The following is a 26,466-nucleotide window of genomic DNA, read 5'->3' as shown; positions in this document are numbered from 1 at the left end:
TCCGGAAAACAAATCGTCTGTGCAGCGATGCGCAAGCTGCTGCACATCGCCTATGGGGTACTTAAATCGGGCCAGCGTTTCGACCCTCAACTGGCCCTTGCTCGGTAATGGGGAAGACGGTATCTACAAGCTGTGGACGCTTCTCCTAGGTTGGGCTCCCGCCGCCGCATCAGGCCTCTTCGATCAACCAGTCCAATCGCCATCCGCCTTCGCTTTGACCCAACAGTTTAGCCAGCCAAGGCAGCAGCTCACGCAGTTCCTCTTCCAGCCCCCATGGCGGGTTGCTGATGGCTAGGCCCGAGCCGTTCAGCCGCAGCGCCTCGTCGGTGGGGTGGACGTACAGCTCAGCGCGCAGCAATTTGGGTGCGCCGCTGCGTGACAAGTCCTGATAGAAGCGCTTGAGCTGCCGCTCATCCTTGATCGGGTACCAGATCACACCGATGGTCTGGCGCATGCGTCCCAGCGCTTCTTTCAGCGCCGTCACGCAGCGGCTCAGCTCGTCGGCCTGCTCGAAAGGCGGGTCGATTAGCAGGACAACGCGCTTTTCGGCGGTCGGCATCAAGGCGCGTGGCACGTGCCATCCCTCCCCCAGGTGCACCGCCACGCGGCGATCACCAGCCATGTTGTCTTTCAGCAAGCGACCGTCTTCCGGATGTTTCTCGTTGAGTTGCAGCCGATCCTGCGGTCGCGTCAGCTGCCGCGCCAGCTCCGGCGATCCGGGGTAGTAACGCAGCGCGCCGTCAGGATTGAGTGCCCGGATCACGTCCAGATAGCCCTGCGCCATCGCCGGGACATCCTCTGCCTGCCACAGGCGGGCGATGCCCTGCAGCCATTCGCCGGTGCGGCTGGCCTGGTCGCCTGCGAGGTCATACAGGCCGACGCCAGCATGGCTGTCGAGATACGCGAACGGCGCCTCCTTGCGAGCCAGCATGGCGAACAGACGGGACAATACGAGGTGTTTGAAGACGTCGGCGTGATTGCCGGCGTGGAAAGCGTGGCGGTAGTTCATCGGGCACTCCTGAAGTGCGCACAGTCTAACTGCGCAGCGCGGCGATTCGCAGGGCCTCGCTAAGCTGAGACGCAACCTGAGAGACGAATCCACGACAAACGGCTGATACAGTCAGCAGTCTCGCCCAGCCGCTCAAAGGAATTCCGATGGATATCCGCACCCTCTTCGAGATCAGCCTACCCGTGATTCAGGCACCGATGGCCGGTTCGCAGAACCATCAGCTCGCAGCAGCAGTATCCAACGCCGGCGGGCTGGGTTCGGTTCCAGCCGGCATGCTTAACGCCGAGACGCTAGACGCCGAGCTGACTGCCATCGCAACGCTCAAGCGCAAGCCATACAACGTCAATTTCTTCTGCCACCAGACGCCCGTTGAAGATCCGGCGCGAACCGAGGCCTGGCTGGCTTTGCTGGCGCCCTACCTGAAAGAACTCGCCATCGACCCGACGAGCATCCCCAGCGGCGCAACCCGCAAGCCGTTCGATGCTGCAATGGCGGAAGTGGTGGAGCGGCATCGTCCGCCGGTGGTCAGCTTCCACTTCGGCCTGCCAGCGCCAGACCTGCTTCAGCGTGTCAAATCGACCGGCGCGAAGATTCTGTCCAGCGCCACGACTTTGGAAGAAGGCCGCTGGCTGCAGAGTCAAGGCGTCGATGCGGTGATTGCCCAAGGCGTTGAAGCGGGCGGGCATCGCGGCATGTTTCTTAGCGAAGACATCAACGGTCAGCTCGGCACCTTCGCCTTGCTGCCGCAGCTCGTCGCCGCGCTGGACGTGCCGGTGATCGCCGCGGGTGGGATTGCGGATGCTCGCTGCGTATCCGCTGCGCAGGCGCTTGGCGCAGCGGGGGTGCAGGTCGGCACCGCTTATCTGCTGTGCGACGAAAGCCGCGCCAGTCCGCTGCACCGCCAGGCTTTGCAGAGCCCTTCTGCCGAGCACACTGTGCTGACCACCTTGTTCTCCGGACGGCCCGCGCGGGGCATCGTCAATCGCCTCATCCGCGAACTGGGCGCACGGCCAGACGCCGTGCCGGCGTTTCCGCTGGCAGGCAATGCTATCGGCAGTTTGCGCGCCGCTGCTGAGCCTCAAGGCCTTGATCACTTCTCACCGCTGTGGGCCGGGCAGAACGTCAGCGGTTGTCAGCCGATCCCGGCGGCACAGCTGACCGAAGCGCTTGCATCCGGATGGAAAAGTTAGGCGACAATCAGGGCGGCGCCAGGCGTCGGAGCTGGGTCCATTACGGCGACGTAGCGCGTAAACTAGCGCGACCTGCAGATGAACCGATCGGATATGACCGTGCTGACTAACACACTGGTATTTCTAGCCACCCTGGCCGGCATGGAGCTGTTTGCCTGGTGGGCGCACAAGTACGTGATGCATGGCTGGGGCTGGGGCTGGCACAAGTCACACCATGAGCCGCGCACCGGCTGGTTCGAGAAGAACGATCTGTATGCGGTGGTCTTCGCCGGGGTTGCGATCCTGCTGATCGCGCTAGGCACGGCGGGCTACGGCCCGCTGGAATGGATCGGCGCCGGGATGACGGCCTATGGCTTTCTCTACTTCGTCGCCCATGACGGGCTGGTGCATCACCGCTGGCCGCTGCGCTTCGTACCCCGCAATGGCTACCTAAAGCGTCTCTATCAGGCGCACCGCATGCACCATGCCGTTGAAGGGAAAGAGCGCTGCGTGTCCTTTGGATTCCTTTATGCGCCGCCGCTGCCGGTGCTCAAGCAGCAGCTGCGCGAGCTGCATGACGGGCCGCTGCGCAAGACAAACGCTAAGCCCGACGCGGACGTGTCCAGAGGGAATCGGGACGCGGCGTGAGTTGCATCCGACGCGAAGCCAACGCCAGCACACCACCGCCGAGGAGAAACTGCAGTTTCTGCGCGCTGGTCGTCGATACACGCGTGTCCCAGGCCGCAGCGCCTCGCGCTTTCACTTCCACACCAATCTGCCGATAAACGCCGTGCGCCGTAGCAATGGACCAGGCCGAACGCAATGGCAGTTCGCGTAACCCCTGCGAGGCCGACAGGTAGTAAGGCTCGGCCAGGTCGACCAGGCTCGCCGCCAGCAGCGCCAGCGCTGGCCGGTTGTACGGCATGCCTATTTGATCAGCCGGGATCCCCACTTCCGCTAGCCAGTCGGCCGGTAGATAGACGCGACCGATCTCTGCGTCCTCGACGATATCGCGCGCAATATTGGTCAGCTGGAACGCCAGCCCCAGGTCGCAGGCCCGGTCTAGCGTCGCCTCCGCTTCGGCGCCCATCACCTTCGCCATCATCAAGCCCACCACCCCGGCGACGCGGTAGCAGTACAGCAGCGTGTCGTCGAGAGTCTGATAGCGGTAGTCCTGCACATCCATGCGGAAGCCCGCCAGATGCTCCAACGGATATTCCAGAGGAATCCGATGACGTTGGATGACCTGCTGAAACGCAGCAAAAGCCGGATCCTGCATGGGCTCGCCGGCATAAGCGCGTTCGGTCAGGTCCACCAGCTCGGCCAGGCGCGCTTCTCCGGTGGAACGGTCACCTTCGACCTGGCCGTGCCCGAGAGTCTGGCCATCGATCACGTCGTCGCAATGCCGGCACCAGGCATAAAGCATCACCGCGCTCTGACGGGTGCGCTCGTCGAACAACTTGGCCGCCGCTGCAAAACTCTTGGAGCCGACGTTGATCGACTGAGTCGAGTGATCAATCACCTGATCATTCATCCGGACAAATCCTCCAGCATCAGGCCGGCCGTGGCCTTGGCCGAACCCACCACGCCCGGCACACCCGCACCGGGATGCGTGCCGGCACCGACGATGTAGAGGTTGGGAATCACGTCATCACGGTTGTGCGTGCGGAACCAGGCGCTCTGGGTGAGGATCGGCTCCAGCGAAAACGCCGAGCCGAGATGGGCGTTGAGCTCGTCGCGAAAATCGAACGGGGTGAAAATCCTGTGAGTGACCAAATCCTCGCGCAGCCCGGGGATGTAGTGACGTTCGAGATATTCGAAGATGCGGTCGCGGTACTTTGGCCCCTCCACGGCCCAGTCGATGTCGGCCGTGCCCAGGTGCGGCACCGGCGCCAGCACGTAATGACTGGCACAACCTTCCGGCGCCAGCGAGGGGTCAGTGACGCAAGGCGCATGCAGGTAGAGCGAGAAGTCGTCAGCCAGGGTCTCGCGCTTGAAAATCTCATCGATCAGTTCGCGGTAGCGCGGTCCAAAGCACACCGTGTGGTGCTGCAGATGTTCGTGACGGCGCTTGAGGCCGAAATGAATCACGAACAACGACATGGAAAAGCGCTTGCCGGAGAGCCGCTTGGCTTCGTCGCGACCACGCTGTTCATGGCCGAGCAGCTGCTTGTAGGTGTTCACCACATCGGCATTGGAGGCCACCGCATCTGTGACGAAGCGGCGCCCGTCCCAGGTGACCACGGTCCTTGCCAGCCCACCGGAAAGCTCGATGCTCGCGACCTCGGCATTCAGTTCCAGCTTGCCGCCCAGGTCTTCGAACAGCCTGACCATGCCCTGCACCAGCGCGCCAGTGCCACCGCGCGGAAACCAGACGCCCCCCTGCCGCTCCAGCGCGTGGATCAACGCATAGATGGAGGAGGTCTCGAACGGGTTGCCGCCCACCAACAGCGAGTGGAATGACAACGCCTGGCGCAGGCGTTCGTTCTCCACGAAGCTCGACACCATGCTGTACACGTTGCGCCAGGCCTGCAGCTTGGCCAGCCGCGGCGCGACGCCAATCATGCTGCGGAAAGACAGGAAGGGCACGGTGCCGAGCTTGACGTAGCCCTCCTCGTACACCGCACGTGAATAGGCGAGAAAGCGCTGGTAGCCGGCAACATCCCTCGGGTTCAGCGCATGGATCTGCTTGTCCAGCTCGGCCTGGTCGTTGACGTAATCGAAACTGTAGCCATCTTCCCAGCACAGCCGATAGAAGGGACTGACCGGCAGCAGTTCGACATAGTCGGCCATGCGCTTGCCGGCGCCGGTGAAGAGCTCTTCCAGCGCAGGCGGATCGGTGATGACCGTCGGCCCCGCATCGAAGGTGAAGCCCTGGTCGTGATAGACGTAGGCGCGGCCGCCCGGCTTGTCGCGCTTTTCCAGCACAGTGGTCTGGATGCCGGCACGCTGTAGCCGAATCGCCAGCGCCAGTCCGCCGAAACCGGCCCCAATCACCACCGCCCGCTTCACAACGCCAGTTGCCTCGTTCATTGCTTTTCCTTGTGGTGCAGATTGCCGGCGGCCAGCGCTCGCAGCGCTTCGCCCACCGGCACGGGAGGTTTGCCCGAGACAATGCGCAAGCGGTCCCAGGTGGTCAGGTCTGCTGCGTAGAAGCGCTGGATCAGCGATTCCCGCAAACCGTAGAAGCGCTGCATGACCGCCCAGCGTCGATCGGCTGGGCCCGCCATGAACAGCATGCGATTGAGCAGGCGGAAGAACCTGCGCTGCCGCCACTGCAGCATCGAATAGTCGCGAATCGCCGCGAACAGGCTGTCGGCATCCCAGCGGCCCAGCGCGACCAGATGATCGGCCAGACGCACCGCATCAGGCAGGGAATAGCCAGTGGTGGGATGGAACAGGGCGGCGGACAGGCCCGCCTGCGGCACGCCATGCGCCTCATCCCAGAACGCCGGCAGGTCACCGGACAGCACGATGGGCAACACGCCCTGCTCTTCGCGCAGCATCTCGGCGATGCGCCAGTCGCGTGCCTCGGCGTAGCGCCGGATATTGTCTCGCAAGGTGCCCGGCGCAACGGCATCGCCATCGGCGTAATAGGTGTCCTCGATCAGGAGGGTGTCGGCGCTGAACGGCAACACATAGACGAACCGGTAGCCATCCTGCTGAGCGACGCTGGCGTCCATGATGATCGGCTCCTGCAAGCCATGCGGCTCATGCAGGCGCAGCTCCTGCCCGAGAAACTTCTGGAAGCCCAGCGCCAGCTGATCGGTCCGGCGCACGCCGCGCCCATCAATCACCGCCCCGGCGCGCAGAACATCGCCGCAACCCAGTCGCACCTGGCGCGGCTCTGCCCGGGTGACGGTGGTGTTCAGCCGCACCCCGTCTGCCAGTTCCGACATCAGCAGCCGATTAAATCGATCAGAAAAAATGCTGGCGTAGCCACTGCCCAGCCGGCGCTGCATATCCGGGAAAATCACTTCATAGCCAGGCCAGCGATTGCCCACCAGCGGCTCCAGCCAGGCCTGCTGGGCTGGCGTCAGGTCGTGCTCGTGAAAGGACCAGGTATGGTTGCCGCCGAGGGTTTCGCCCTGCTCGATAATCAACAACCGCAAATCCGGACGCGCCTGGCGCAAGCGCAGGGCCAGCAGCCCGTTGGCCAAACCGCCACCGACCAGGATCAGGTCCGCATCAGCCATGTTCTTCCCTCTGCAAGGCCGGTGCTTCAGCGTCGAGCGCCGCCTCGATCAATTGTGCGGCGCGCGGCGCCCCGCCGGCCGAGCGTACCTCGTCGCCCAGCTCCCTCGCACGCTCGGCAAAGCCGGGCTCGCGTAACAGTCGCCGCAGCCCCTGCACAATGCGTCGACGACTGGCCAAGCGCGGGTCGAGCTTCAAGCCCACACCCGCATGCACCACCCGAGCAGCCACACCGGGCTGATCGAAAGCAATCGGCAACGCCAAGCTTGGCACCCCGGCTTCAAGCGCGTCGAGCACGGTGTTGAGCCCGGCATGGGTAATCACGGCATCCGCTCGCGCCAGCACCGCTCGCTGAAGCGCGAAATCAGTGACCCAGCTGGCGCCCGCCTTTAGCAGTCGTCGCTCTTGCGACGCATCCAGACGACCACAGTGGGCGATCAAGAGCTGCACATCCAGCTCGCGACAGGCCGAGGCGATGCGCTGGAACAGGCTGAAGCGATCGCCCTGCAGGGTGCCCAGCGAGGCGAATACGAATGGCCTGCCGGGCGCGACCGGAATATCCATCGGTGGCTCGTCGGCAAGCGCAGAACGCAGCGGGCCGATGCCGTGGAAATGTTCGGGCAGCGCGGTACGCGGAAAATCGAAACCGGGGGTCGTCTGGCTCAGCTGTAGCAGCGGCGACAAGCATTCATCAAGGCGTTGGCGAGGCGGCAGGCCAAACGCGGCCGCATGGCGTGCGATAACCGCGGCGTGCGCTTGCATGGCGCGGTCATAGACACCACTGCTGTGCAAGTTCAGCTGCTCGCCCCAGGGCGTCGCACGATAGCGCCAGGGCATGACCGGCAGCGGCACCAGCGCTTCGCGATTGACCGGCAATGCGCAGGCCACCGACACGAACGGCAGCCCGAGATGCTCGGCCACAAGCCCACCGGCCGGCTCCATCTGATCAGCGATGATGCAGTCTGCACCGATGGTGCGGAGCACGCCTGGTGCCTCTCGGCAGTACATGTCGGTCGCCGAGGCCATATCGGCAATCACCCGGCGTATACCCCAGGGGCCGCCAGGCCGCGCCGCCCGATCGATCACCGACTGAAGAGAGCCGGGCGGATGCGAGCCCGCACCGACCTGGGCAAATCCCAGGCGAGGGTCGCGCAGCATCGCGGCAACATCGGCCTGCTGCACAACCGTCACACGGTGCTCGCGTGCCAGCAGCTCACCGGCGACCGCCTCCATGGCCCGCACATGGCTGTGAAACGCCGGCCCGATCACGGCGAAATGAGTCATTGAAGCGAACCTCGTCGGTCGGCCGGTTGGCAGTCGTGCCGCTGCATCACAGCTTCGAGGGATCGAAGGGTGCCAGCAGCGGCGCCTTGGCCAGCGCCGTCAGACTGGCCGAACCGGTGCAGAAGCAGGAGATGCGCAGCTGCTCGATCAACACCTGGAAATGCGCGACCACGGCGTCCGGACCGATCAGCGCCGCGTCCAGCACACCGGCGGCCTGGCCCACCAGGTTGGCGCCGAGGCGAATCGCCTTGGCCACATCAATGCCGTCCCGAATGCCCCCTGATGCAATGAGCTGCGCGTCCGGGCAGGCGCGGCGAACGTTCGAGATAGCCTGCGCGCTGGGTATGCCCCAGCCGGTAAATGCCTTGGCGATGGCGCGCTGTTGCGGGTCCAGGGTGCGCTCAGCCTCCACCGCTGCCCAGCTGGTGCCCCCGGCACCAGCAACGTCGATCACCGACACACCCGCATCGAGCAGTCGCTGCGCCACGCTCGGCGAGATACCCGCACCGACCTCCTTGGCCACCAACGGCACTGGCAAGCGCGAGGCTAGCGCTTCGAGCGCTGCGTACACACCGTGCCAGTCGCGATCGCCGCCGACCTGCACCGCTTCCTGCAACGGGTTAAGGTGAATGATAAGCGCATCGGCCTCGATCATGTCGACGGCTCGCTGCGCCTCGTCCAACCCGTAACCAGCGACCAGCTGGGCGGCGCCGAAGTTGGCCAGCAATGGGATCGAGGGCGCCAGCTCCCGCAACTGCCGGGTCAACCCCTGATCCGCATCAGTTTCCAGCGCGATTCGTTGTGAGCCAACCGCCAGCGCAATGCCAAGCACCTGCGCCGCCTCTGCCAGGTTTCGATTGATCTGCGTGGCCCGTGCCGCGCCGCCCGTCATCGAGCTGATCAGCAATGGGGCCGAAAGGGTCCGGCCAAACAACGAGGCGCGAATATCGATGTCGTCCAGACGCAACTCCGGCACCGCGCAGTGCTCGAAAGTTAATGCGGCGTAGCCCGGATCTACCGCGGAACAGGCGCGATGCGGGTCGAGAACGATGTCCAGATGATCGTTCTTACGTTCCGCAATAGTTTCTTTAGTCATGCAGCGCCTCGTTTGATGACCTTATGTGGACGGTAGTGGTCATTAAAAGTGCCAAGACTTATACACTCTGTACAGGTATTGTCACGATATCTAACGAAAAACGATACAGGAGGTCGTCATGGCCATCGCTTTGCCGGACACGCAACACGACTTCGAAGCGACAGTCAGTACGCTGCGTGCACAGGTGGACGAGCGGCTAGGCCAATGGCTACCGCTAGCCCCCCCGCAGGACGCAATCGCCACGGCCATGCGCGAAGGCACCCTCGCGCCGGGCAAACGAGTCCGCCCATTGCTGCTGCTGTTGACCCTCAAGGATCTGCAGCAGGAAACGACGGCGTCCGATGCCGGGCTAGACCTGGCTTGCGCCCTGGAAATGGTGCATGCCGCGTCACTGTTTCTTGATGACATGCCGTGCATGGACAACGCCGAGCTGCGCCGCGGCCGGCCGACCATCCACCGCCAGTTCGGCGAGGATGTGGCGGTCCTTGGGTCGGTCGCACTGCTCAGCCAAGCCTTCAGCATAGCGGCCTCGACAGCCGGCATCGACGCGTCGACACGCAATCAACTGGTGCGCCTGCTGTCGCAAGCCACCGGTGCGCAGGGTCTGGTTCGCGGCCAGTTTCACGACCTGCGTGAGGGGCAGCGCGCCCGCCCGCTGGAAGCCATCGCTCACACCAATCGCCTGAAGACCTGCCCGCTATTCACGGCAGCAGTGGAGTCAGCTGCGTTACTGGCCGGCGCCAGCGCCACCCAGATGCGCCATCTAACCGGTTTTGCCACCGAGCTTGGGTTGGCCTTCCAGCTGCTTGATGACCTGTCCGACGGGCTCAGCCCGCAACAGATCGGCAAGGATTCCGGCAAAGACGCCGGCAAAAGCACTGTGGTAGCCCTTCTCGGCCCCGAGGCGGCTCGCCAGCATGTGGAAGAGCACCTGGCACGGGCCGAGCAGCACCTGATCGACGCAGACATCGGTGATGGTCACCTCGCCCAGTTGCTCGAATATTTCTGCGCAAGGCCACACTGAGCCCGCAGGGGCAAGCCCTAGAAGAGGCTGCTGTGTCGACCCATCACTCGAATGTATGGTGCTAGGCAGCCGTCTCGTCGCCTCCTTAGACTCGATTGCATGTAAACGGAGGATTTTCCATGCCCGAGACTCTGCTCTGCCCGCGTAACCTGGCGTTCGAACTCTACGAAGTACTGGACGCGGAAGGCCTGACCCAGCGCGAACGCTTTGCCGACCACAGCCGCGAAACCTTCGACGCGGCCATCGACACCGCCCGCAGCATCGCCGAGAACCTCTTCGCCCCGCACAACCGCAAGGCCGACGAGAACGAACCGATCTACAAGGACGGCGAAGCCGTACTGATCCCGGAAGTGAAGCCTGCCGTCGATGCGTTCATCGAGGCCGGCTTTCACAATGCTTCTCGCAGCTTCGACGACGGCGGCATGCAGTTGCCGAACCTCCTGTCACGTGCCTGCTTTGCCCACTTCCAGTCGGCCAACATCGGCACCTCTTCCTACCCGATGCTGACCATGGGCGCCTCGCACCTGATCGAAGTGTTCGGCAATGACGAGCAGAAGCAGCGCTTCCTCCAGCCGATGCTCGAAGGCCGTTTCTTCGGCACCATGGCGCTGACCGAGCCGCACGCCGGCTCTTCCCTGTCCGACCTGCGCACCCGCGCCGAGCCGGCCGGTGACGGCAGCTATCGCTTGAAGGGCAACAAGATTTTCATTTCCGGCGGCGACCATCCGCTGTCGGAAAACATCGTGCACATGGTGCTGGCCAAGCTGCCGGACGCTCCGCCCGGCGTAAAAGGCATCAGCCTGTTCATCGTGCCCAAGTTCCTGGTCAATGACGACGGCAGCCTCGGCAAGCGTAACGACGTGATCCTCGCCGGGCTGTTCCACAAGATGGGCTGGCGCGGCACCACTTCTACCGCGCTGAACTTTGGCGACAACGGCGAGTGCGTCGGCTATCTGGTGGGCGAGCCGCACAAGGGCCTGTCGTACATGTTCCAGATGATGAACGACGCGCGCATCGGCGTCGGCATGGGCGCGATCATGCTCGGCTACGCCGGCTACCTGTACTCGCTCAACTACGCCCGCGAGCGTCCGCAAGGCCGTCTGCCCGATGGCAAGAATCCAGCGTCGGCGCAGGTGCCGATCATTCAGCACACTGACATCAAGCGCATGCTGCTGATGCAGAAAGCCTACGTCGAAGGCTCCTTTGATCTTGGCCTCTATGCCGCGCGCATAGTCGACGAAGAGCAGACTGCGGCAACCGAGGAAGAGCGCAAGAATGCCCACGAACTGCTGGACCTGCTGACACCCATCGTCAAATCCTGGCCGTCGGAGTTTTGCCTCAAGGCCAACGAGATGGCGATCCAGATTCTCGGCGGCCACGGTTACACCCGTGAATACCCGGTCGAACAGTACTACCGCGACAACCGGCTCAACCCGATTCACGAAGGCACCCACGGCATCCAGTCGCTCGATCTTCTGGCACGCAAGCTGACGCAGAACGGCGGCGCGGGGCTGCGTCAGTTGCTAGGCCTGATCCAGGGCACGTGCAAGCGCGCTGGCGAGTTCAGCTCGCTGGATGCGCTGCGTCAGCCGTTGGAGCAGCTTCTGGCGCGCCTGACCGAGGTCACCCAGGCCCTGCTCGGCGATCTGATGGCTGGCAAGATCAATCAGGCACTGGCCAACTCGGCGCTTTATCTGAAAGTCTTCGGTCATGCCGTGATCGGCTGGCGCTGGCTGGAACAGGCGATACGCGCAGAACAAGGGCTGGCCAAGGGCAACGAGGCGGATGTCGATTTCTACCGCGGCAAGCTCCAGGCTGCACGCTACTTCCTGACCTGGGAGGTGCCGAGCTGCCACCACGAACTGGATCTGCTGGCCGGTCGCGATGACACCTGCCTGACCATGCAAGAAGACTGGTTCTGACCCGGCCCCGGCACGCGCTGCATTGGCGCGTGTCGACGTCTCACCACTCGCCTGCCGCCTAGCAGCGGCACTGCGCCCTCTTCGAAACGCCCGTCGCTCTACCCGGCTTTTTTGACAGCACGTCAAAACCGCGGGTTAGAATCGCTGGCATGCAGCCTGCATGCTTGCCAGCACTAACCTTCGGAGAGCGCGTTTGGATATCGGCCATATCAACCAACTGTTCTTTATCGGTGCCCTGTTGGTTGCGGCGAGCATCCTGATGAGCTCTCTGTCGACGCGCCTTGGCGTGCCGATCCTGGTCATCTTTCTCGCGGTCGGCATGCTCGCAGGCGTCGATGGTATCGGCGGCATCGTCTTCGACGACTACTCGCTGGCTTTTCTGATCAGTAACCTGGCGCTCGCCATCATCCTGCTCGACGGTGGTATGCGCACCCGCGCCGCCACCTTCCGCGTTGCACTCTGGCCAGCCTTCTCGTTGGCGACTGCAGGTGTCGTGGTGACTTCCGGCCTGACCGGTCTGGCTGCGGCCTGGTTGTTCGACCTGCCCATGATGCAAGGCCTGCTGGTCGGCGCCATCGTCGGGTCGACGGATGCCGCCGTGGTGTTCAATCTGCTCAACGGCCGCGGGCTCAACGAACGCGTCGGCTCCACCCTGGAAATCGAGTCGGGCAGCAACGACCCCATGGCGATGTTTTTGACCGTCGCACTGATCGACATGCTCGCGTCCGGCCAGACCGGCTTCGGCTGGGGCTTCTTCATCAGCCTGCTGCAACAGTTCGGCATCGGCACCCTGCTTGGCTTGTCCGGCGGCTGGCTACTGCTGTATCTGATCAATCGGCTATCGGTTGCCGATGGCCTCTACCCGCTGCTGGCAGTGGCTGGCGGCATCATGATCTACGCACTGTCCGGCGCCATCGGGGGCAGCGGCATCCTAGCCGTCTACGTTTGCGGCTTGCTGTTGGGCAACCGCCCCATCCGCAACCGCCACGGCATCCTGCACATGTTCGACGGCCTCGCCTGGCTCAGCCAGATCGGCATGTTCCTTGTGCTCGGCCTGCTGCTCACACCCAGCGAGCTGCTACCCATCGCCCTGCCGGCACTGGGCTTGTCGCTGTGGATGATTCTTTTTGCCCGCCCGCTGGCGGTGTTCATCGGCCTGGCACCGTTTCGCAGCTTCCACTTGCGCGAGCGCCTGTTCATTTCCTGGATTGGCCTGCGCGGCGCAGTGCCGGTGATCCTCGCGGTCTTTCCGCTGATGGCCGGGCTGGAAAACGCCCAGCTGTTCTTCAACGTGGCGTTCTTCATCGTGCTGGTTTCGCTGCTGCTTCAAGGCACCACGCTGACCTGGGCGGCGAAGAAGGCCAAGGTCGAGGTGCCGCCCTCACCCCTGCCGATCTCCCGCGCCGGCTTGCAAATTCACACCACCAGCCAGTGGGAAATGTTCATCTATCGCCTGACCGCCAAGAAGTGGTGCATTGGCGCCGCGCTGCGTGAGTTGAAGATGCCCACCGGTACACGCATCGCCGCGCTGTTCCGCGGCAAGGCCCTGCTGCACCCCTCCGGCAGTACCCGTTTGCAGGTGGACGACATTCTCTGTGTCATCGGCCACGAAGAAGACCTGCCGGCGCTCGGCAAGCTGTTCAGCGAGGCACCGCAACGCGGCCGCGACATGCGCTTCTTTGGTGACTTCATCCTCGAAAGCGAAGCTGAAATGAGCGCCCTTGCGGCGCTGTACGGGTTGAAACTCGGCGAGGTCGCCGGCAGCCAGACGATCGGTGAATTCATGGCCGAACGCGTCGGCGGCAAGCCGGTCACCGGCGATCAGATCGAGTGGAATGGCCTGACCTGGACCATCGCGACCATGGAGCACGGCCGGGTGCGCAAGGTCGGCTTGAAGTTTCCCGAGGGCAACAAACCAGGTCCTTCGCTGCATTTCTGATCGCTGAACGAGCGCAACGCCCCGCGCCAGAGCGTTCCGATCTATGGGCTCGCCTCGGCCTCCTGCAGCCCTTAGACTCCGCACTCTTTTCTTCACTCGATAACGTTCATGGCACCCTTGCGTACCCTGTTGCTCGCGACCTTGCTCGCCTTCGCTCCCGCTTCGACCTTCGCCCAATCCATCCCCGGGCTGACCGGCAGCAAGCCGGCTGCCGAGGAGGCGAAACCCGCACAGCCGAGCGCGGACGACCGCGCCCAACGCCTTGCCGAGCAGGCCGCTACCGCACAACAACGGTTGACCGAACTGAAGGCCGAACTGGCCAGTGCGCCGAAGGAAATTGTCGAGTCCCAGCGGGCGCTGAGCAAACTCAAAGGCATCGACACCAGCGACCTGGCCGACAGGCTGGCCAAGCTGAAGGTCCCGGCACTGGAGCAGCGCCTGGCCGAACGCGTCGAGGAGCTATCGACCTGGCAAACGGCTCTGACCGCCGCCAACAGCATGATCATCAGCGCGCAAACCCGCCCCGAGCGCGCCCAGGCCGACATCAGCAAGTCGCAGACTCGGATCGACGAGATCAACAATCTGCTCAAGACCGGCCGTGAAGGCGGTAAGCCACTGAGTGATGAACGCCGCGAACTGCTTGCCGCGGAGAAATCCGCACTCAATGCCCAGATCGACTTGCGCCGCAACGAGCTGGCCGGCAACAGCCTGCTGCAGGACTTGGGCATCGCCCGCCGCGATCTGCTGTCAGAACGCATCACCCGCGCCGAGCGCGAAACCATGGCGCTGCAGGCGGCCATCAACGACAAGCGTCGCGAGGAATCCGAACAAACGGTTGCCGAGTTTTCACTGAAAGCCGAGAAGGCCGGCTCCGACAAGCTGCTGCCGGCGGAAAGCGCCGAGAACAAGCGCCTGTCTGGCTACCTGCTACGCGCCACCGAGCGGCTCAACGACCTGACCCAGCTAAACCTGCAGACCCGACAACAGCTCGACACACTCAACCAGGCCGATCAGGCGCTGGAAGAGCAGATCGCCGTGCTTGAAGGCAGCCTGCTGCTGTCGAAGATTCTTTATCAACAGAAGCAGGCCCTGCCGCAGCTGACGCTGGACAAGGACCTCGCCGATGAAATCGCTGACATTCGCCTCTACCAGTTCGAACTGAACCAGCGCCGTGAAACCGCGGGCAACGTCGAGGACTATGTCGAGCAGCAACTCGCCAACCAACCCCCCGGCGAGGTGACGCCTGAGCTGCGCAGTGCGCTGCTGGAGCTGGTTCGCACCCGCAGCGAGCTGCTTGATCGGCTCAACCACTCACTGAACGCCCTGCTCAGCGAATCGATCACGCTGCAGCTGAATCAGCGCCAGCTACAGAGCAAGGCAGAAGCCTTGCGCAACACGCTGGACGAGCAGATGTTCTGGATTCCCAGCAACCGCCCGCTGGACCTGGACTGGTTCAAAAGCGTGCCGACGCTGCTCGATCGCCAGTTACGCGCAATGCCGTGGGGCTCGGCATTCGGTGCGCTGGGCGCCGGTCTGATCGAGCGGCCGTTGTTCTTCGTGCCGCTACTGCTGCTGATCGGCGTGCTGCTCTGGCGCCGCAACGCGATCAACGCCAAGCTCGACTCGTTAAGCGCTGACATCGGTCATTTCCGCCATGACAGCCAGCTACACACCCCCTTGGCACTGCTCTTGAACCTGCTGCTGGCACTGCCGGGAGCCCTCTTCCTCGCGCTGTGCGGCTATCTGCTGCAGATGGACGGCCGCGGGCAGAACATCAGCCTGGGTGCCGCGTTCTATCAAATGGCCCAGGCCTGGCTGGTGTTCTACAGCGCCTACCGCATGCTCTCGCCCAATCGCGTCGCCGAGGCGCACTTCGGCTGGTTCCGGCCGCAGGTGGCCTTCCTGCGCAACGAAATCCGGCGGCTGGGCCTGGTGGTCATGGCGCTGGTGGCCGTGGTGGCAATTGCCGAGCATCAGCCGGCCGGCCTGGTCGACGACGTGGTCGGCATCGTCGTGGTGCTGGTCTGTTTTGCGCTGATGAGCTGGCGCCTGATGCGCCTGCTGCGCAAGGGCCCGTCGAGCCAGAACGCGCCGCCGGTGCGGCGTTTCATCGGCCTGCTGTTCAGCGTGTTGCCCCTGGCGCTGATCCTGGTGGTGGGTTTCGGCTATTACTACACGGCCTTGAAACTGACAGGTCGCCTGATCGACACCTTGTATCTGCTGCTGGCCTGGATCGTCATCGAAGCGACGCTGATCCGCGGCCTGACTGTGGCCGCACGACGCCTCGCCTATCAGCGGGCGCTGTCCAAGCGCGAAACCCAGACCGACGAGGCGATGGACAACAGCGAGTCAACCGGCGACACCGCGCTGGATATCGAGCAGGTCAACCAGCAGTCGCTGCGCCTCACACGACTGGCGATGTTCGGCCTGTTCTTTGTGGTGCTCTACTGGGTTTGGGCCGACCTGATCAGTGTCGTCTCGTACCTGGATAACGTGGTGCTCTACGAATTCGTCAGTGGCACGGGCGATGCGGCCACCACCAACGCGATCACGCTGAACAACTTGCTCGGCGCCCTGCTGATCGTCGCCATTACGATAGCGGTGGCACGCAATCTGCCGGGGCTTCTGGAAGTGCTGGTGCTGTCGAAAATGCATCTGGCGCAGGGCAGCGCCTATGCCACTACGACCCTGCTGTCGTACCTGCTGGCCGGTATCGGCATCGTATCCACGCTGTCGACCCTTGGCGTCAGCTGGGACAAATTGCAGTGGCTGGTGGCTGCGCTTTCTGTGGGTCTCGGCTTCGGCATGCAGGAGATCTTCGCCAACTTCATTTCCGGCCTGATCATCCTCTTCGAACGCCCGGTACGGATCGGCGACGTGGTGACCATTGGCAACCTGTCGGGTACGGTCAGCCGCATACGTATCCGCGCCACCACCATCACTGACTTCGACCGCAAAGACATCATTGTTCCGAACAAGACGTTTATCACCGGCCAGCTGGTGAACTGGTCGCTGAGCGACACCGTCACCCGCGTGACGATCAAGGTCGGCGTGGCCTATGGTTCGGATCTGGATCTGGCCAGAAAACTGCTCTACAAAGCCGCCCAGGAAAACCCGCGAGTGCTCAAGGACCCGGAGCCACTGGTCCTGTTCCTCAACTTCGGCGAAAGCACGCTGGATCACGAGTTGCGTATCCACGTGCGCGACCTTGGCGACCGCAACCCGGCAACCGACGAGATCAACCGCTATATCGACCGCGAGTTTTCCAAGGCGGGGATCAATATCGCGTTCCGTCAGGTCGATGTGTTCCTGAAAAACCTTGACGGCAAAGTGCTGCAGCTGGGTACAGCGCCGCGGTTTAATCAACCTGACGACAAGCCAAGCGCGCCGCCAGCCGACAGCCAGACCTGAGGAACATCAACGGCGGCCTGGCACTCCAAAACCTGAGCGCGCCCGTAACCGGGCGCCGACCCGCACATTGCCGGAGCCGCTGTGAAAACGCTTACCGAGCTGCAGTTCGACAATCGCTTCGCCCGCCTTGGCGACGTGTTCTCCACCGAGGTCACACCCCAGCCGCTGGTTGAGCCGCGACTTGTGGTCGCCAGCGAAGCCGCGATGGGCTTGCTCGATCTCGACCCACCCAGCCGAGACGATCCGCTGTTCACCGAGCTGTTCTCAGGCCACAAGCTCTGGGCCACGGCGCAGCCGCGGGCGATGGTCTATTCCGGCCACCAGTTTGGCAGCTACAACCCGCAGCTGGGTGATGGACGTGGCCTGCTGCTCGGTGAAGTGGTCAACGAGGCCGGCGAACACTGGGATCTGCACCTTAAAGGTGCCGGCATGACGCCCTATTCCCGCATGGGTGATGGCCGTGCTGTGCTGCGTTCATCGATCCGCGAGTTCCTGGCCAGTGAGCACCTGCATGCGCTGGGCATCCCCAGCTCCCGCGCGCTCTGTGTGACCAGTTCGGATACGCCGGTCTACCGTGAGCGCCAAGAGCGCGGCGCGATGCTGATGCGCCTCGCGCCCAGCCATGTGCGCTTCGGCCATTTCGAATTCTTCTACTACACCAAGCAGCACGACGAGCTGAAGAAGCTGCTCGATCATGTCGTCGAGAGCCACTTCTCCGAATGCCTGGAGCACCCGGAGCCTTACCACGCCTTCTTCCGTGAAGTGCTGGAGCGCACCGCCGAGATGGTCGCCAGATGGCAGGCGTACGGCTTCTGCCACGGCGTGATGAACACGGACAACATGTCCATCCTCGGCATCACGTTCGACTTCGGGCCCTACGCCTTTCTCGATGACTTCGATGCGCGCTTCATCTGCAATCATTCCGACCACGCCGGCCGTTATTCCTACGAGAACCAAGTACCGATCGCGCACTGGAACCTCGCCGCACTGGCGCAGGCACTGACGCCCTTCATCGGCATCGAGCAATTGCGCGCAACCATGGACCTGTTCCTGCCGATCTACGAAGCAGCGTGGCTCGATTTGATGCGCAAGCGGCTGGGCTTGCAGACCGCCGAGGACAGCGACAAAGAGTTGATTCAGCGCTTGCTGCAATTGATGCAGAGCAGCGCCATCGACTACACGCGCTTCTTCCGCGAACTCGGCGACAGCCCGGCAGAGCTGGCCCTGGCTCGTCTGCGAGAGGACTTCATCGATATCAAAGCATTCGACGATTGGGCCGCCACTTACAGCCAACGTAGCGACCGCGAAGGCAACGATCACGAAGCGCGCCGGGCACGGATGCACGCAGCCAACCCGAAATACATCCTGCGCAACTACCTCGCGCAACAGGCAATCGAGGCCGCCGAGGCCGGTGATTACGGCCCCGTGCGTGAGCTGCATCAGGTGCTCAGCCGCCCCTTCGAGGAGCAGCCAGGCATGGAGCGCTACGCTGAGCGTCCGCCGGAGTGGGGCAAGCATCTGGAAATCAGCTGCTCATCCTGAGTCCGGGACTGCGCAATATGCTGCGCATTGTTTAACCGCTGAACCTGGCTACCCCAGCTGCGGGGCGCACAGTCGCAGGGTTTGAGCGCACTTGCGCCAAACCTTGCGCAGCGCTCGGCAGAAAGTTGCCCAGCTAAATGTGAGCCGTCCCCCACTCGCGCTGAAATAGAGGGCGGCATCGCCCATAAGCCACTGATCTAAATATACTTTTATTATTTGGCATGCACCTTGTACTAGTGTTTGGGCCATTCCGGCATTCAACAAGGCAAGGAGAGCGTTCATGCCAACACCAGCGTATCTGTCCCTCGAAGGCACCAAGCAAGGCCTGATCACCGCAGGCACTTTCACCGAGGACTCGGTCGGCAATATTTTCCAGGAAGGACACGAAGACCAGATTCTGGTGCAGGCCTTCCAGCACCAGGTCATCATCCCGCGTGACCCACAGTCCGGCCAACCAACCGGCCAGCGCGTTCACAAGCCGCTGATGATCACCAAAGTATTCGACAAGTCGTCGCCTCTGGTCTTTAACTCCCTGACTTCCGGCGAGCGACTGAACAAGTGCCGGCTGGAATGGTACCGCACGTCTTCGACCGGTACTCAGGAGCACTATTTCACCATCGAACTGGAAGACGCGGTAATCGTTGACGTGCAGTCACGCATGCCCAACTGCCAGGATCCGAACATGTCCCACTTCACTCATCTGGAAGACGTGTACTTCACCTACCGCAAAATCGTCTGGACCCACGAAGTCTCCGGCACTTCCGGCTCCGATGACTGGCGCACCCCGATCTCGGCATAAGCCCTGATCAGGCCTCGCGGCCACGGTTAATTCACATCGGCCAGGGTTACCTGGCCGATGCGTTTTCAGCCGACGGATGCGGTAAACAACGTAGTGCTTCACACGACGGTTTCACCAAAGGAGCGAAAATAGCTCCAAGATTTCTGCGGAGCTGGATGCTTTCCAATCCGCTGCACAGCTTGCATGTAATACATGCATTGCCGCCTTGCGAACCGTTATCGGATCGCTGCCATGGACTGGTTACAAAGGAACAGGGAATGTTCAATCCGGCCAACGAAACGCATTACAGCCTAGTTGTTGAAGGCGTCCAACATGACCTGCAGGTACTCGAATTCAAAGGGCGAGAGGCCATCTCGCAGCCCTTCGCGTTCGATCTCGAACTGGTCAGCGAATGCCCCGATCTCGATCTGGAAAGCCTGCTGCATCAGCGCGCATTTCTAACCCTGTCTCCAGCCGGCAAGGGTATCCATGGCCTGATTTACAGCGCAGCACAAGGCAATTCTGGGAAACGCCTGACACGCTATCGCGTCACATTGCGTCCACAGCTCGCCTACCTGTCTCACCGCACCAACCAACGCATCTTTCAGCAACTCTCGGTACCGCAGATCATCGCCAAGGTGCTTGATGAGCACGGCATCCTTGCTGGCGATCGTCACCGTTTCGATCTTGGTCCGGAGCTCTACCCCAAGCGGGACTACTGCGTTCAGTACGATGAAACGGATCTGCGCTTCATCCAGCGCCTCTGCGAAGAAGAAGGCATTCACTACCACTTTCAGCACAGCGAAACCGGCCACCTGCTGGTATTTGGTGATGACCAGACGGTGTTCCCGACGCTTGCCTCCGTTGCCTATCAGCAGGACAGCGGTATGGTCGCCGATAAGCCGGTCATCAAACGCTTCGGCGTGCGCGTCGAGACCCGCACCAGCCGCGTTACCCGCCGCGATTACGACTTCGAAAAACCTCGTCTGACGATGGAAGCGGCAGTCAGCAGCAGCACCCAGCCGGACCTCGAGGACTACGACTATTCAGGCCGCTTCGTCGATCGCGAGCGAGGCAAGCACCTGTCCCGGCGTACTCTGGAGCGGCACCGCCACGATTTCGAGTTGGCCGAGGGCGTGAGCGACCAACCACTGCTGGCCTCCGGACAGTTTCTGCCCCTAGCCGATCATCCCCGCGCCGACTGGAACCAGCTGTGGCTGCTTACCGCTATCCACCATGAAGGCAAACAACCGCAAGTCCTCGAAGAGTCAGCCACCGAGGCAGCGCTCCCGCACGCACCAACCCTCTCTCCCCATAGGGAAGAGCGCTGGGGCGCCGGGCTTAGGGATGAGGGGCTAGAGGGTATCGCCCAAGGATTCGGAGCCAGTAGTTTCACCCAGGGCTACCGCAACCACTTCACCGCCACGCCCTGGGCTGTCCCTTTCCGCCCCCCACTCGACCATCCCAAACCCCGCATTCTCGGCAGCCAGAGCGCGGTAGTGACCGGCCCGGCTGGCGAAGAGATCCATTGCGATAAATACGGCCGAGTGAAGGTGCAATTCTTCTGGGATCGTGAAGGCCAAGCCAATGAACACACCAGCTCCTGGCTGCGCGTCTCGTCCAGCTGGGCCGGCGACCGCTACGGCGGCATTGCCATCCCTCGCGTCGGTATGGAAGTACTCGTCACCTTCCTCGAAGGCGATCCGGACCAGCCATTGATCACTGGCTGCCTGTATCACAAGGAACACCAGGTCCCCTACGACCTGCCGGCCAACAAGACTCGCAGCGTGTTCAAGACGCTGAGCTCGCCCGGCGGTGACGGCTACAACGAACTGCGCATCGAGGACCGCAAGGGCGCCGAACAGATCTACCTCCACGCCCAGCGCGATTGGGACGAGAACATCGAACACGACCAGAAAATCCGCGTCGGCCACGAGCGCCATGACAGCGTCGTGGCCAACAGCTACAGCGAGTTCCGGGCCGAAGAACACCGCACCACCCACGCAGATCGCAAAACCGAAGTCCGCGCCAACGACCACCTGACTGTTGGCGGCAACCAACACGTGAAGATCGGCAGCGGACAGTTCATCGAGGCGGGCAATGAAATTCATCTCTCCAGCGGCCTGAAGGTCGTGCTTGAAGCCGGTAGCGAACTGACCTTCAAAGCGGGCGGAAGCTTTATCAAGCTCGATGCGAGCGGCATTACGATGGTCGGGCCTTTGATCAGGATCAACTCCGGCGGGGCACCGGCCAATAGGTCAGAAGCGGCGCCTATCTCACCGGTATCGCCCAAACCGGCAGATACCGCGCCGGTGGGGGAGAAAACCAGCACCGCCAATCCGAACCAGTTACCAGCCCCAACAGAAAAAGGGGCCCAGGGGCCGCAACAATTGATCGTGGATGTCTGGGGCGACCCGGAGCAAGGCGGGCAAGTTGTATTGCTCGACCCGGAGGAAGACGCATGAGCGAATTGAAGGATCAACCCATCGAGCAGGGTGTTCGCAAGCGTGCCGAGTACAAAAATGCGCAGCGCAAGAGGCTCGTGCTGAATGTCGACCGGGAGGATGGTGGCAAGCTGTCTCTGCCCATCGCTGTAGACATGCGCAGCCATGAGGAAGAAGAAAACATTCAACAGAATACCTTCCTAGCCATCATGCCGCTGGCCAAGCTGCCAGGACATGACGCCTACAACGAGGCACCCCGGGCAGCGCTGCCCCGTCCAGGGCGAGTCTACGTATTCCAGAATGGCAAGCTTTGGCGTGAGGTCTGGTGCGACGGCAAAGGCAACATGAAGGATGTCGATCTCGCACATTGGCGCAGGCAGGCCGAGAGCGGGGCCGCTGCCGATGATCGACCATCCGTCGGCAAGCAGCAGCAAGTGCTGCTGATCCCCATCCTGGTGCAGGGCCAGTCCGTTGCCCATAACTACCTGATGGCCTACAGCGAGAAGCCCTGGACCTGGGAATATATCCGCTGGCTGGAGGCAGATCGGAGTCGAGTTAAAAACCGTGCCCAGATCGTCGCGTTCGCCTGGTCGGCGGCGGTCGTTGGGATGGATCAATGGCGGCCGACGCAGGCCATGCCGGCGGTGGTGATCAGCGCTCAGACGGACGGCTTTCGAGCGCGCGACTTCAGCATCGAGAGCCTGCTGAGCGATCCGTCCCTGTTCACCCCCAGCCTGAGCAGCATCCCCTCGAATGAAATGAGCAGCTGCATGCAGCTGCGCCTGGAGGAACTGGCTTCCGCCACCCGCAGTGCGACGCCGCAGCCCCTGCCCACCTTGGCGGCCAGTGCGGATGTGCTGGAGGAGCGCAATATGCGAGCCTATCCGAAGCTGGTTGGGCTGATGCTCGACGACCCCTTGTTCGCGCTCAGGCATGCTTGTGCGCAAGCGCGTCTGGCGGAGTCCTACCTACTTACCCTTAATGCGCTGGTGCCGCATCGCCCCAATGGTCGCTACGCCCATGCGCTGTACAGCTCGGTCATGCAGAGCCCGAGCAGCCCTCTGGGCAAGTTCAAGAAGCACCTGCACATCGAGCAACTTCACGACGCTGTGTTCGACGGCGAACGCAAGCTGGTAAGGACCGCCCTGTCATCCCAACTGCAACGCCTGGTCAGTCTTCTATCGGATGTTTCGCTGGCGGCAGCGCTGTGGGACTGGCAATACACCCACGACGAACGCCTGCTGGAACCCTACCAGTTGCTCAGTGAGATATTCACCACGCTGGGCAAACTGCCCGACCATATCGATGCCTTGTCTCCGGCCGACGCCAATAACTCGTTGCGAACCCGAATCGCCCAGTTGAGCGAACGCCTCCTGACCGGCCATCACCCACTCACCAAGCCTTTCCTGGCGCAGGCGGACGGCACCTTACCCGAGGCCGTAGAGCGGCTTGTCGTCCTGGCCGCAAAAAAACGCGAGCCCGAGCCACAGCGCATGGGCATGAATAGCCTGCTGCACATGGCCGACATCGACCCGCAGGAGACCGACAAGGTGTTGGTATACAAGAATCTGCACGCCCTGATCGGCGACTTTATGGACACTTTCTCCGTTGCCGTGCTGACCCAGGTGCAGCGCTTGAACGATGCTAACGTGAACGTAGCTATTGAGTTCCGCCGCCTGTTCGCACCGACTCACGGCGTGCTCGAGAAGCTTTCACCCAGCTGGCGCGGCATACAGCTGGTCAGCGAGGCGCAGACGCAGGCCTCGAACCTGCGAATTCTGGGGGTTCAAGGGGAAGGGCTGAGATATGGCCTGACCGCCACGGAGCGGGCGGCCATCACCCGCAAGAACTACCTTTATATGAACGTCGTCAATCCGGTGGGCCAGGTCATCGGCTCCACCAGCCCGCGCCAGGCGGGACGAGGGCTGCCCAACCAAGGCGCCGGGGTCGTCATCGCGGCCCCTGCCGACCACCCGGAAGTAGTCAAGTACAGTGCCTGGAAACATGCGGTCGCCAGCAAACTCGACACTGTCGCGCAGTCGCCTTCCCTGCCAGGAGTGGCGGTGGCCTGCGCCCTGTACAACCTGAGTGCGCAGGTTGAGGGGATGAAGAGTTTGCAAAGGGAAGCAGGAGATGGTGACGCACGCTATAACCTCGGTAAATTTTCCGCTCTGGCTGATCTCGGCGTTGCTTCAGGCAATCTTTCCAAATTTATTCTTGGCGGTGAGCAGCAACTCGTAACCCTGCTGAATAAACCACGCCTCGATGTTTCCAAAATCTCCACTCGTTGGACAGCAAAGCTGGCAGAGCAGACGGGCAATCCGCGTCTACCAGTACTTCGCGCTCTTTCGGGGGCAGCTATGTTCGTAACAACCCTTATTACCGTCTGGGACGCCAAGCGTGCCTGGCACCAGGGCGACCGCGATGCCGCCCTGGCCTATGGCGCAGCTGCGGCGGGTGGGGCGGCCTGGACGGCCTATGCCTTGGGTATGTGCATCAATCCGGTGGTGCTGCTGGCCGGGGCGGTGCTGTTTATCGGTGGCAGCATCCTGGCCGGCTGGCTGGTCGACAGCGACGTCGAGGCGCTGATGAAGAATGGGCCTTACGGCAAGGAGAATGGCCAGGTCGGCATGCTCGACACAGTATTTGGTGATGACCAGCGCTTCGCTCACCTTAGCGACCCGCATATCGCCTACCAGCAACTGCTCGGCATTCTTGGCCGGCCCATGATCCAGGTCAGCCGCCTGGGCGACTGGCTGGACCAGGCGCCGCCGGGCGTGCGGGCAGGCCTCGGCGGCTTCAACCGACAGCGCGCCCCGCTGAACGCGGCCTTAGAATGCCGTCGTATCTCGGCCCAGCCCTTTGAGCGCGACGACTGGGCGGTGCGTATCCACTCGCCCCTGTTGGGCCTATTCGACGCCCAGCACTTTCAGTTCTTTGCCCGGGAAGAAGTTGGGGTGCTTCCCCTCAATGGCGCCTTCAATGCGGAGCGCACCGAGCGGCGCCTGATCGACGAGCCCAAACTGACCGCGCACCCCCTTGACGATGCCTCGGTGCTCTACATTTTGCCGAAGCAGTTTCCCGTGATGACGCTTACCCCACTGCAACGTCATGGGCAGAGGGTCACCCAGCGCCTCAAGGTCTTCGGTCAATTCCGCCTCGCCAAGGAGGCCGACCACTCCGACGAGCTGGTGCTGCCACAGCCCAACCCGAAAATTTGGCAACCTTATCAAGCCGCCTTCGCCAAGCCGCCGGCGCTAAGCGCTAGGACCGACGAAGTTTCCTACTGGCAAATCGATACTCTGGAATTCAAGGTATGACTGAAACCTACGGACCTGCCGCCTATCGTGGCCAAGCCTTGCCCCTACTGCCGCCACCGATTCGCGACAAGCAAGGCCTATTCGGCACCGCCTTGAAATGGGGGCATTACGCCAACCTGGATTCGATATCCGAGATCGAAGGCCAATTGATGGGCGAGGCCCATCTGGCCTATGAGCGGCAAGCGAAGGCAAAACGCAAACAGCATATTTATTGCGATGCTGAGCGCTGGAATTTCGAAAACAGCAGCAAGCTCTTGCATTTTCTTTTTATATTAAAAATTCTTTGCGTAACGCTCTTTTCAGTTCCGTGGACTGTCAAGGTGAGTATGGTTCTTGATAGTGATTATGCAGTTTTGATAATGGGCGTTATAACAATGTTCGCCAGCCTAATGCTCTACAGCACATCGAGGCCTTGGCTGTCTTATATATTGGGTGGGGTACTTGCCGTAATTACTACCGTAGTTATTGCCTGGGACCAAGGCGCTCTCTCGGGCTATTGGGGAGAACAAACCGCATTCTGGTTCGGTGCCGTAGTACTCTTTATGGCTGTAATCGGCACCGACCTGCTGATAGGCCTTTATTCCCTGATCTATACCCACGACGGCAGCGGCTTCAACCGGCGCGACGGAATGCTGCAAATCGGCCGGCGTTTCCGCTCACCCTTCGTCGCCCCGTTCTACGAATTCGACCCAGTGATGCAACTGCAGATCACTCCCCATGGCGGCCATGACTATGTGCTATGGCTGCATCACCGCTACACCGATACCAAGGTCTGCCTGGGCATGAAGATGCACAGCTTGGGGCTCGACAAAGCTAATATCCACGCCTTCTGGGATACCCTGCAACGCTATATGGACGTCGAGCAGCCGCTGCCCGATCTGCCCGTGCTGGAGCAAAGCCGCCACCTAGACCCCGTTACCGTCGCCCACGATGCCGCCATCGGCCGCCCCGAGCGCCTTTGGCGTGACCGTACCGCCGAAGACTGGAAACGCAGCTCTGCGTCGAGGAAGCTGAAGGAGCAACTGGCCAGCCATACTTGGCAACAGAAACCCTGCGCGTTGCGCATCAAGATCGACCCAGACCTGAGCGTCGAAGACTACTACCGTAGCCAAGAAGCTAAGCGCATTCACGCCACTCCGAAGGGCAACGACATCGGTAACATCCACCAGCATCGTGTCGGTACCGAGCCCAGCTAGTCGATAGAGCATTCTTGGTAATAGCGCTGCTCAGTACGAAGGCGGCTGCTTCCGAGAGGAACGCGGCCAGCGTCGTACCGTAACGCCGTACCAGCACGACGCCGCGCTCATGACACCGGAATTCCATTCGACCGATCT

At 62.2% G+C, this 26,466-nt stretch carries 17 protein-coding genes and 1 pseudogene; 12 read left to right on the top strand and 6 right to left on the bottom strand.

Annotated features, from left to right (window positions below; translation table 11 throughout):
* Positions 1-108 (top strand): annotated as a pseudogene (locus tag CXK96_RS20975) (IS110 family transposase); the annotation flags it as partial.
* Between the two features lie 61 nt (positions 109-169).
* Here the strand turns inward: CXK96_RS20975 and CXK96_RS12535 are convergent.
* The gene (locus CXK96_RS12535; protein ID WP_102836769.1) at positions 170-1,009 is read right to left on the bottom strand and encodes a 23S rRNA (adenine(2030)-N(6))-methyltransferase RlmJ; all 840 of its coding nucleotides are present in this window, start codon (positions 1,007-1,009) and stop codon (positions 170-172) included.
* Positions 1,010-1,155: 146 nt separating this feature from the next.
* On the opposite strand from CXK96_RS12535, the gene CXK96_RS12530 reads away from it, so the two are divergent.
* Both CXK96_RS12530 and CXK96_RS12525 read left to right on the top strand, forming a co-directional pair.
* Positions 1,156-2,199: an NAD(P)H-dependent flavin oxidoreductase gene (locus tag CXK96_RS12530; RefSeq protein WP_102836768.1), complete on the top strand. Its 1,044-nt coding sequence runs from the start codon at positions 1,156-1,158 to the stop codon at positions 2,197-2,199.
* A 93-nt stretch (positions 2,200-2,292) separates the two neighbouring features.
* On the top strand, positions 2,293-2,826 hold the full coding sequence (locus tag CXK96_RS12525; RefSeq protein WP_102836767.1) for a sterol desaturase family protein: 534 nt from the start codon (positions 2,293-2,295) through the stop codon (positions 2,824-2,826).
* On the opposite strand, the gene CXK96_RS12520 is transcribed toward CXK96_RS12525, so the two are convergent.
* The 5 genes from CXK96_RS12520 to fni are packed head-to-tail and all read right to left on the bottom strand — an operon-like array spanning position 2,780 to position 8,752.
* Positions 2,780-3,712 (bottom strand): phytoene/squalene synthase family protein, encoded by a 933-nt coding sequence (locus CXK96_RS12520; protein ID WP_102836766.1) that lies wholly within the window; start codon positions 3,710-3,712, stop codon positions 2,780-2,782. The two genes, CXK96_RS12525 and CXK96_RS12520, sit on opposite strands and share 47 nt — an antisense overlap.
* Positions 3,709-5,211: a phytoene desaturase gene (locus CXK96_RS12515; RefSeq protein WP_102836765.1), complete on the bottom strand. Its 1,503-nt coding sequence runs from the start codon at positions 5,209-5,211 to the stop codon at positions 3,709-3,711. The genes CXK96_RS12520 and CXK96_RS12515 overlap by 4 nt, the downstream gene beginning before the upstream one ends.
* On the bottom strand, positions 5,208-6,374 hold the full coding sequence (crtY, locus tag CXK96_RS12510) for a lycopene beta-cyclase CrtY (protein WP_102836764.1): 1,167 nt from the start codon (positions 6,372-6,374) through the stop codon (positions 5,208-5,210). Before crtY ends, CXK96_RS12515 begins: the two co-directional genes overlap by 4 nt.
* The gene (locus CXK96_RS12505) at positions 6,367-7,656 is read right to left on the bottom strand and encodes a glycosyltransferase (protein WP_102836763.1); all 1,290 of its coding nucleotides are present in this window, start codon (positions 7,654-7,656) and stop codon (positions 6,367-6,369) included. The genes crtY and CXK96_RS12505 overlap by 8 nt, the downstream gene beginning before the upstream one ends.
* Positions 7,657-7,702: 46 nt before the next feature.
* Positions 7,703-8,752: a type 2 isopentenyl-diphosphate Delta-isomerase gene (gene fni, locus CXK96_RS12500; protein ID WP_102836762.1), complete on the bottom strand. Its 1,050-nt coding sequence runs from the start codon at positions 8,750-8,752 to the stop codon at positions 7,703-7,705.
* Positions 8,753-8,870: 118 nt separating this feature from the next.
* On the opposite strand from fni, the gene CXK96_RS12495 reads away from it, so the two are divergent.
* The 9 genes from CXK96_RS12495 to CXK96_RS21170 all read left to right on the top strand — a co-directional run bounded on the left by CXK96_RS12495 (position 8,871) and on the right by CXK96_RS21170 (position 26,328).
* Positions 8,871-9,776, top strand: a complete 906-nt coding sequence (locus CXK96_RS12495) for a polyprenyl synthetase family protein (RefSeq protein ID WP_102836761.1) — start codon at positions 8,871-8,873, stop codon at positions 9,774-9,776.
* Between the two features lie 119 nt (positions 9,777-9,895).
* Entirely contained in the window at positions 9,896-11,698 is a 1,803-nt protein-coding gene (locus tag CXK96_RS12490; RefSeq protein ID WP_102836760.1) for an acyl-CoA dehydrogenase, read from the top strand.
* 193 nt (positions 11,699-11,891) lie between these two features.
* The gene (locus CXK96_RS12485; protein WP_102836759.1) at positions 11,892-13,637 is read left to right on the top strand and encodes a potassium/proton antiporter; all 1,746 of its coding nucleotides are present in this window, start codon (positions 11,892-11,894) and stop codon (positions 13,635-13,637) included.
* A 108-nt stretch (positions 13,638-13,745) separates the two neighbouring features.
* Entirely contained in the window at positions 13,746-17,048 is a 3,303-nt protein-coding gene (mscK, locus tag CXK96_RS12480; protein WP_102836758.1) for a mechanosensitive channel MscK, read from the top strand.
* Positions 17,049-17,129: 81 nt separating this feature from the next.
* A complete protein-coding gene (gene selO / locus CXK96_RS12475) occupies positions 17,130-18,590 on the top strand; it encodes a protein adenylyltransferase SelO (protein WP_102836757.1) in 1,461 nt (486 codons plus the stop codon).
* A gap of 280 nt (positions 18,591-18,870) precedes the next feature.
* Positions 18,871-19,389, top strand: coding sequence for an Hcp family type VI secretion system effector (locus tag CXK96_RS12470; protein ID WP_102836756.1), 519 nt, complete (start codon positions 18,871-18,873; stop codon positions 19,387-19,389).
* A gap of 257 nt (positions 19,390-19,646) precedes the next feature.
* Positions 19,647-21,833, top strand: coding sequence for a type VI secretion system tip protein VgrG (tssI, locus tag CXK96_RS12465; protein WP_102836755.1), 2,187 nt, complete (start codon positions 19,647-19,649; stop codon positions 21,831-21,833).
* Positions 21,830-25,132 (top strand): hypothetical protein, encoded by a 3,303-nt coding sequence (locus tag CXK96_RS12460; protein WP_102836754.1) that lies wholly within the window; start codon positions 21,830-21,832, stop codon positions 25,130-25,132. Before tssI ends, CXK96_RS12460 begins: the two co-directional genes overlap by 4 nt.
* Positions 25,133-25,674: 542 nt before the next feature.
* Positions 25,675-26,328 carry a hypothetical protein gene (locus tag CXK96_RS21170; protein WP_102836792.1) on the top strand — a complete coding sequence of 218 codons (654 nt, stop codon included), beginning with the start codon at positions 25,675-25,677 and terminating at the stop codon, positions 26,326-26,328.
* The last annotated feature ends 138 nt before the right edge of the window (positions 26,329-26,466 follow it).

Origin of the sequence: Stutzerimonas stutzeri, from assembly GCF_002890895.1 — a bacterium.
GTDB lineage: Bacteria > Pseudomonadota > Gammaproteobacteria > Pseudomonadales > Pseudomonadaceae > Stutzerimonas > Stutzerimonas stutzeri_AB.
The sequence above is the reverse complement of the archived record's forward strand: the minus strand, read 5'-3'. Positions and strand labels throughout refer to the sequence as shown.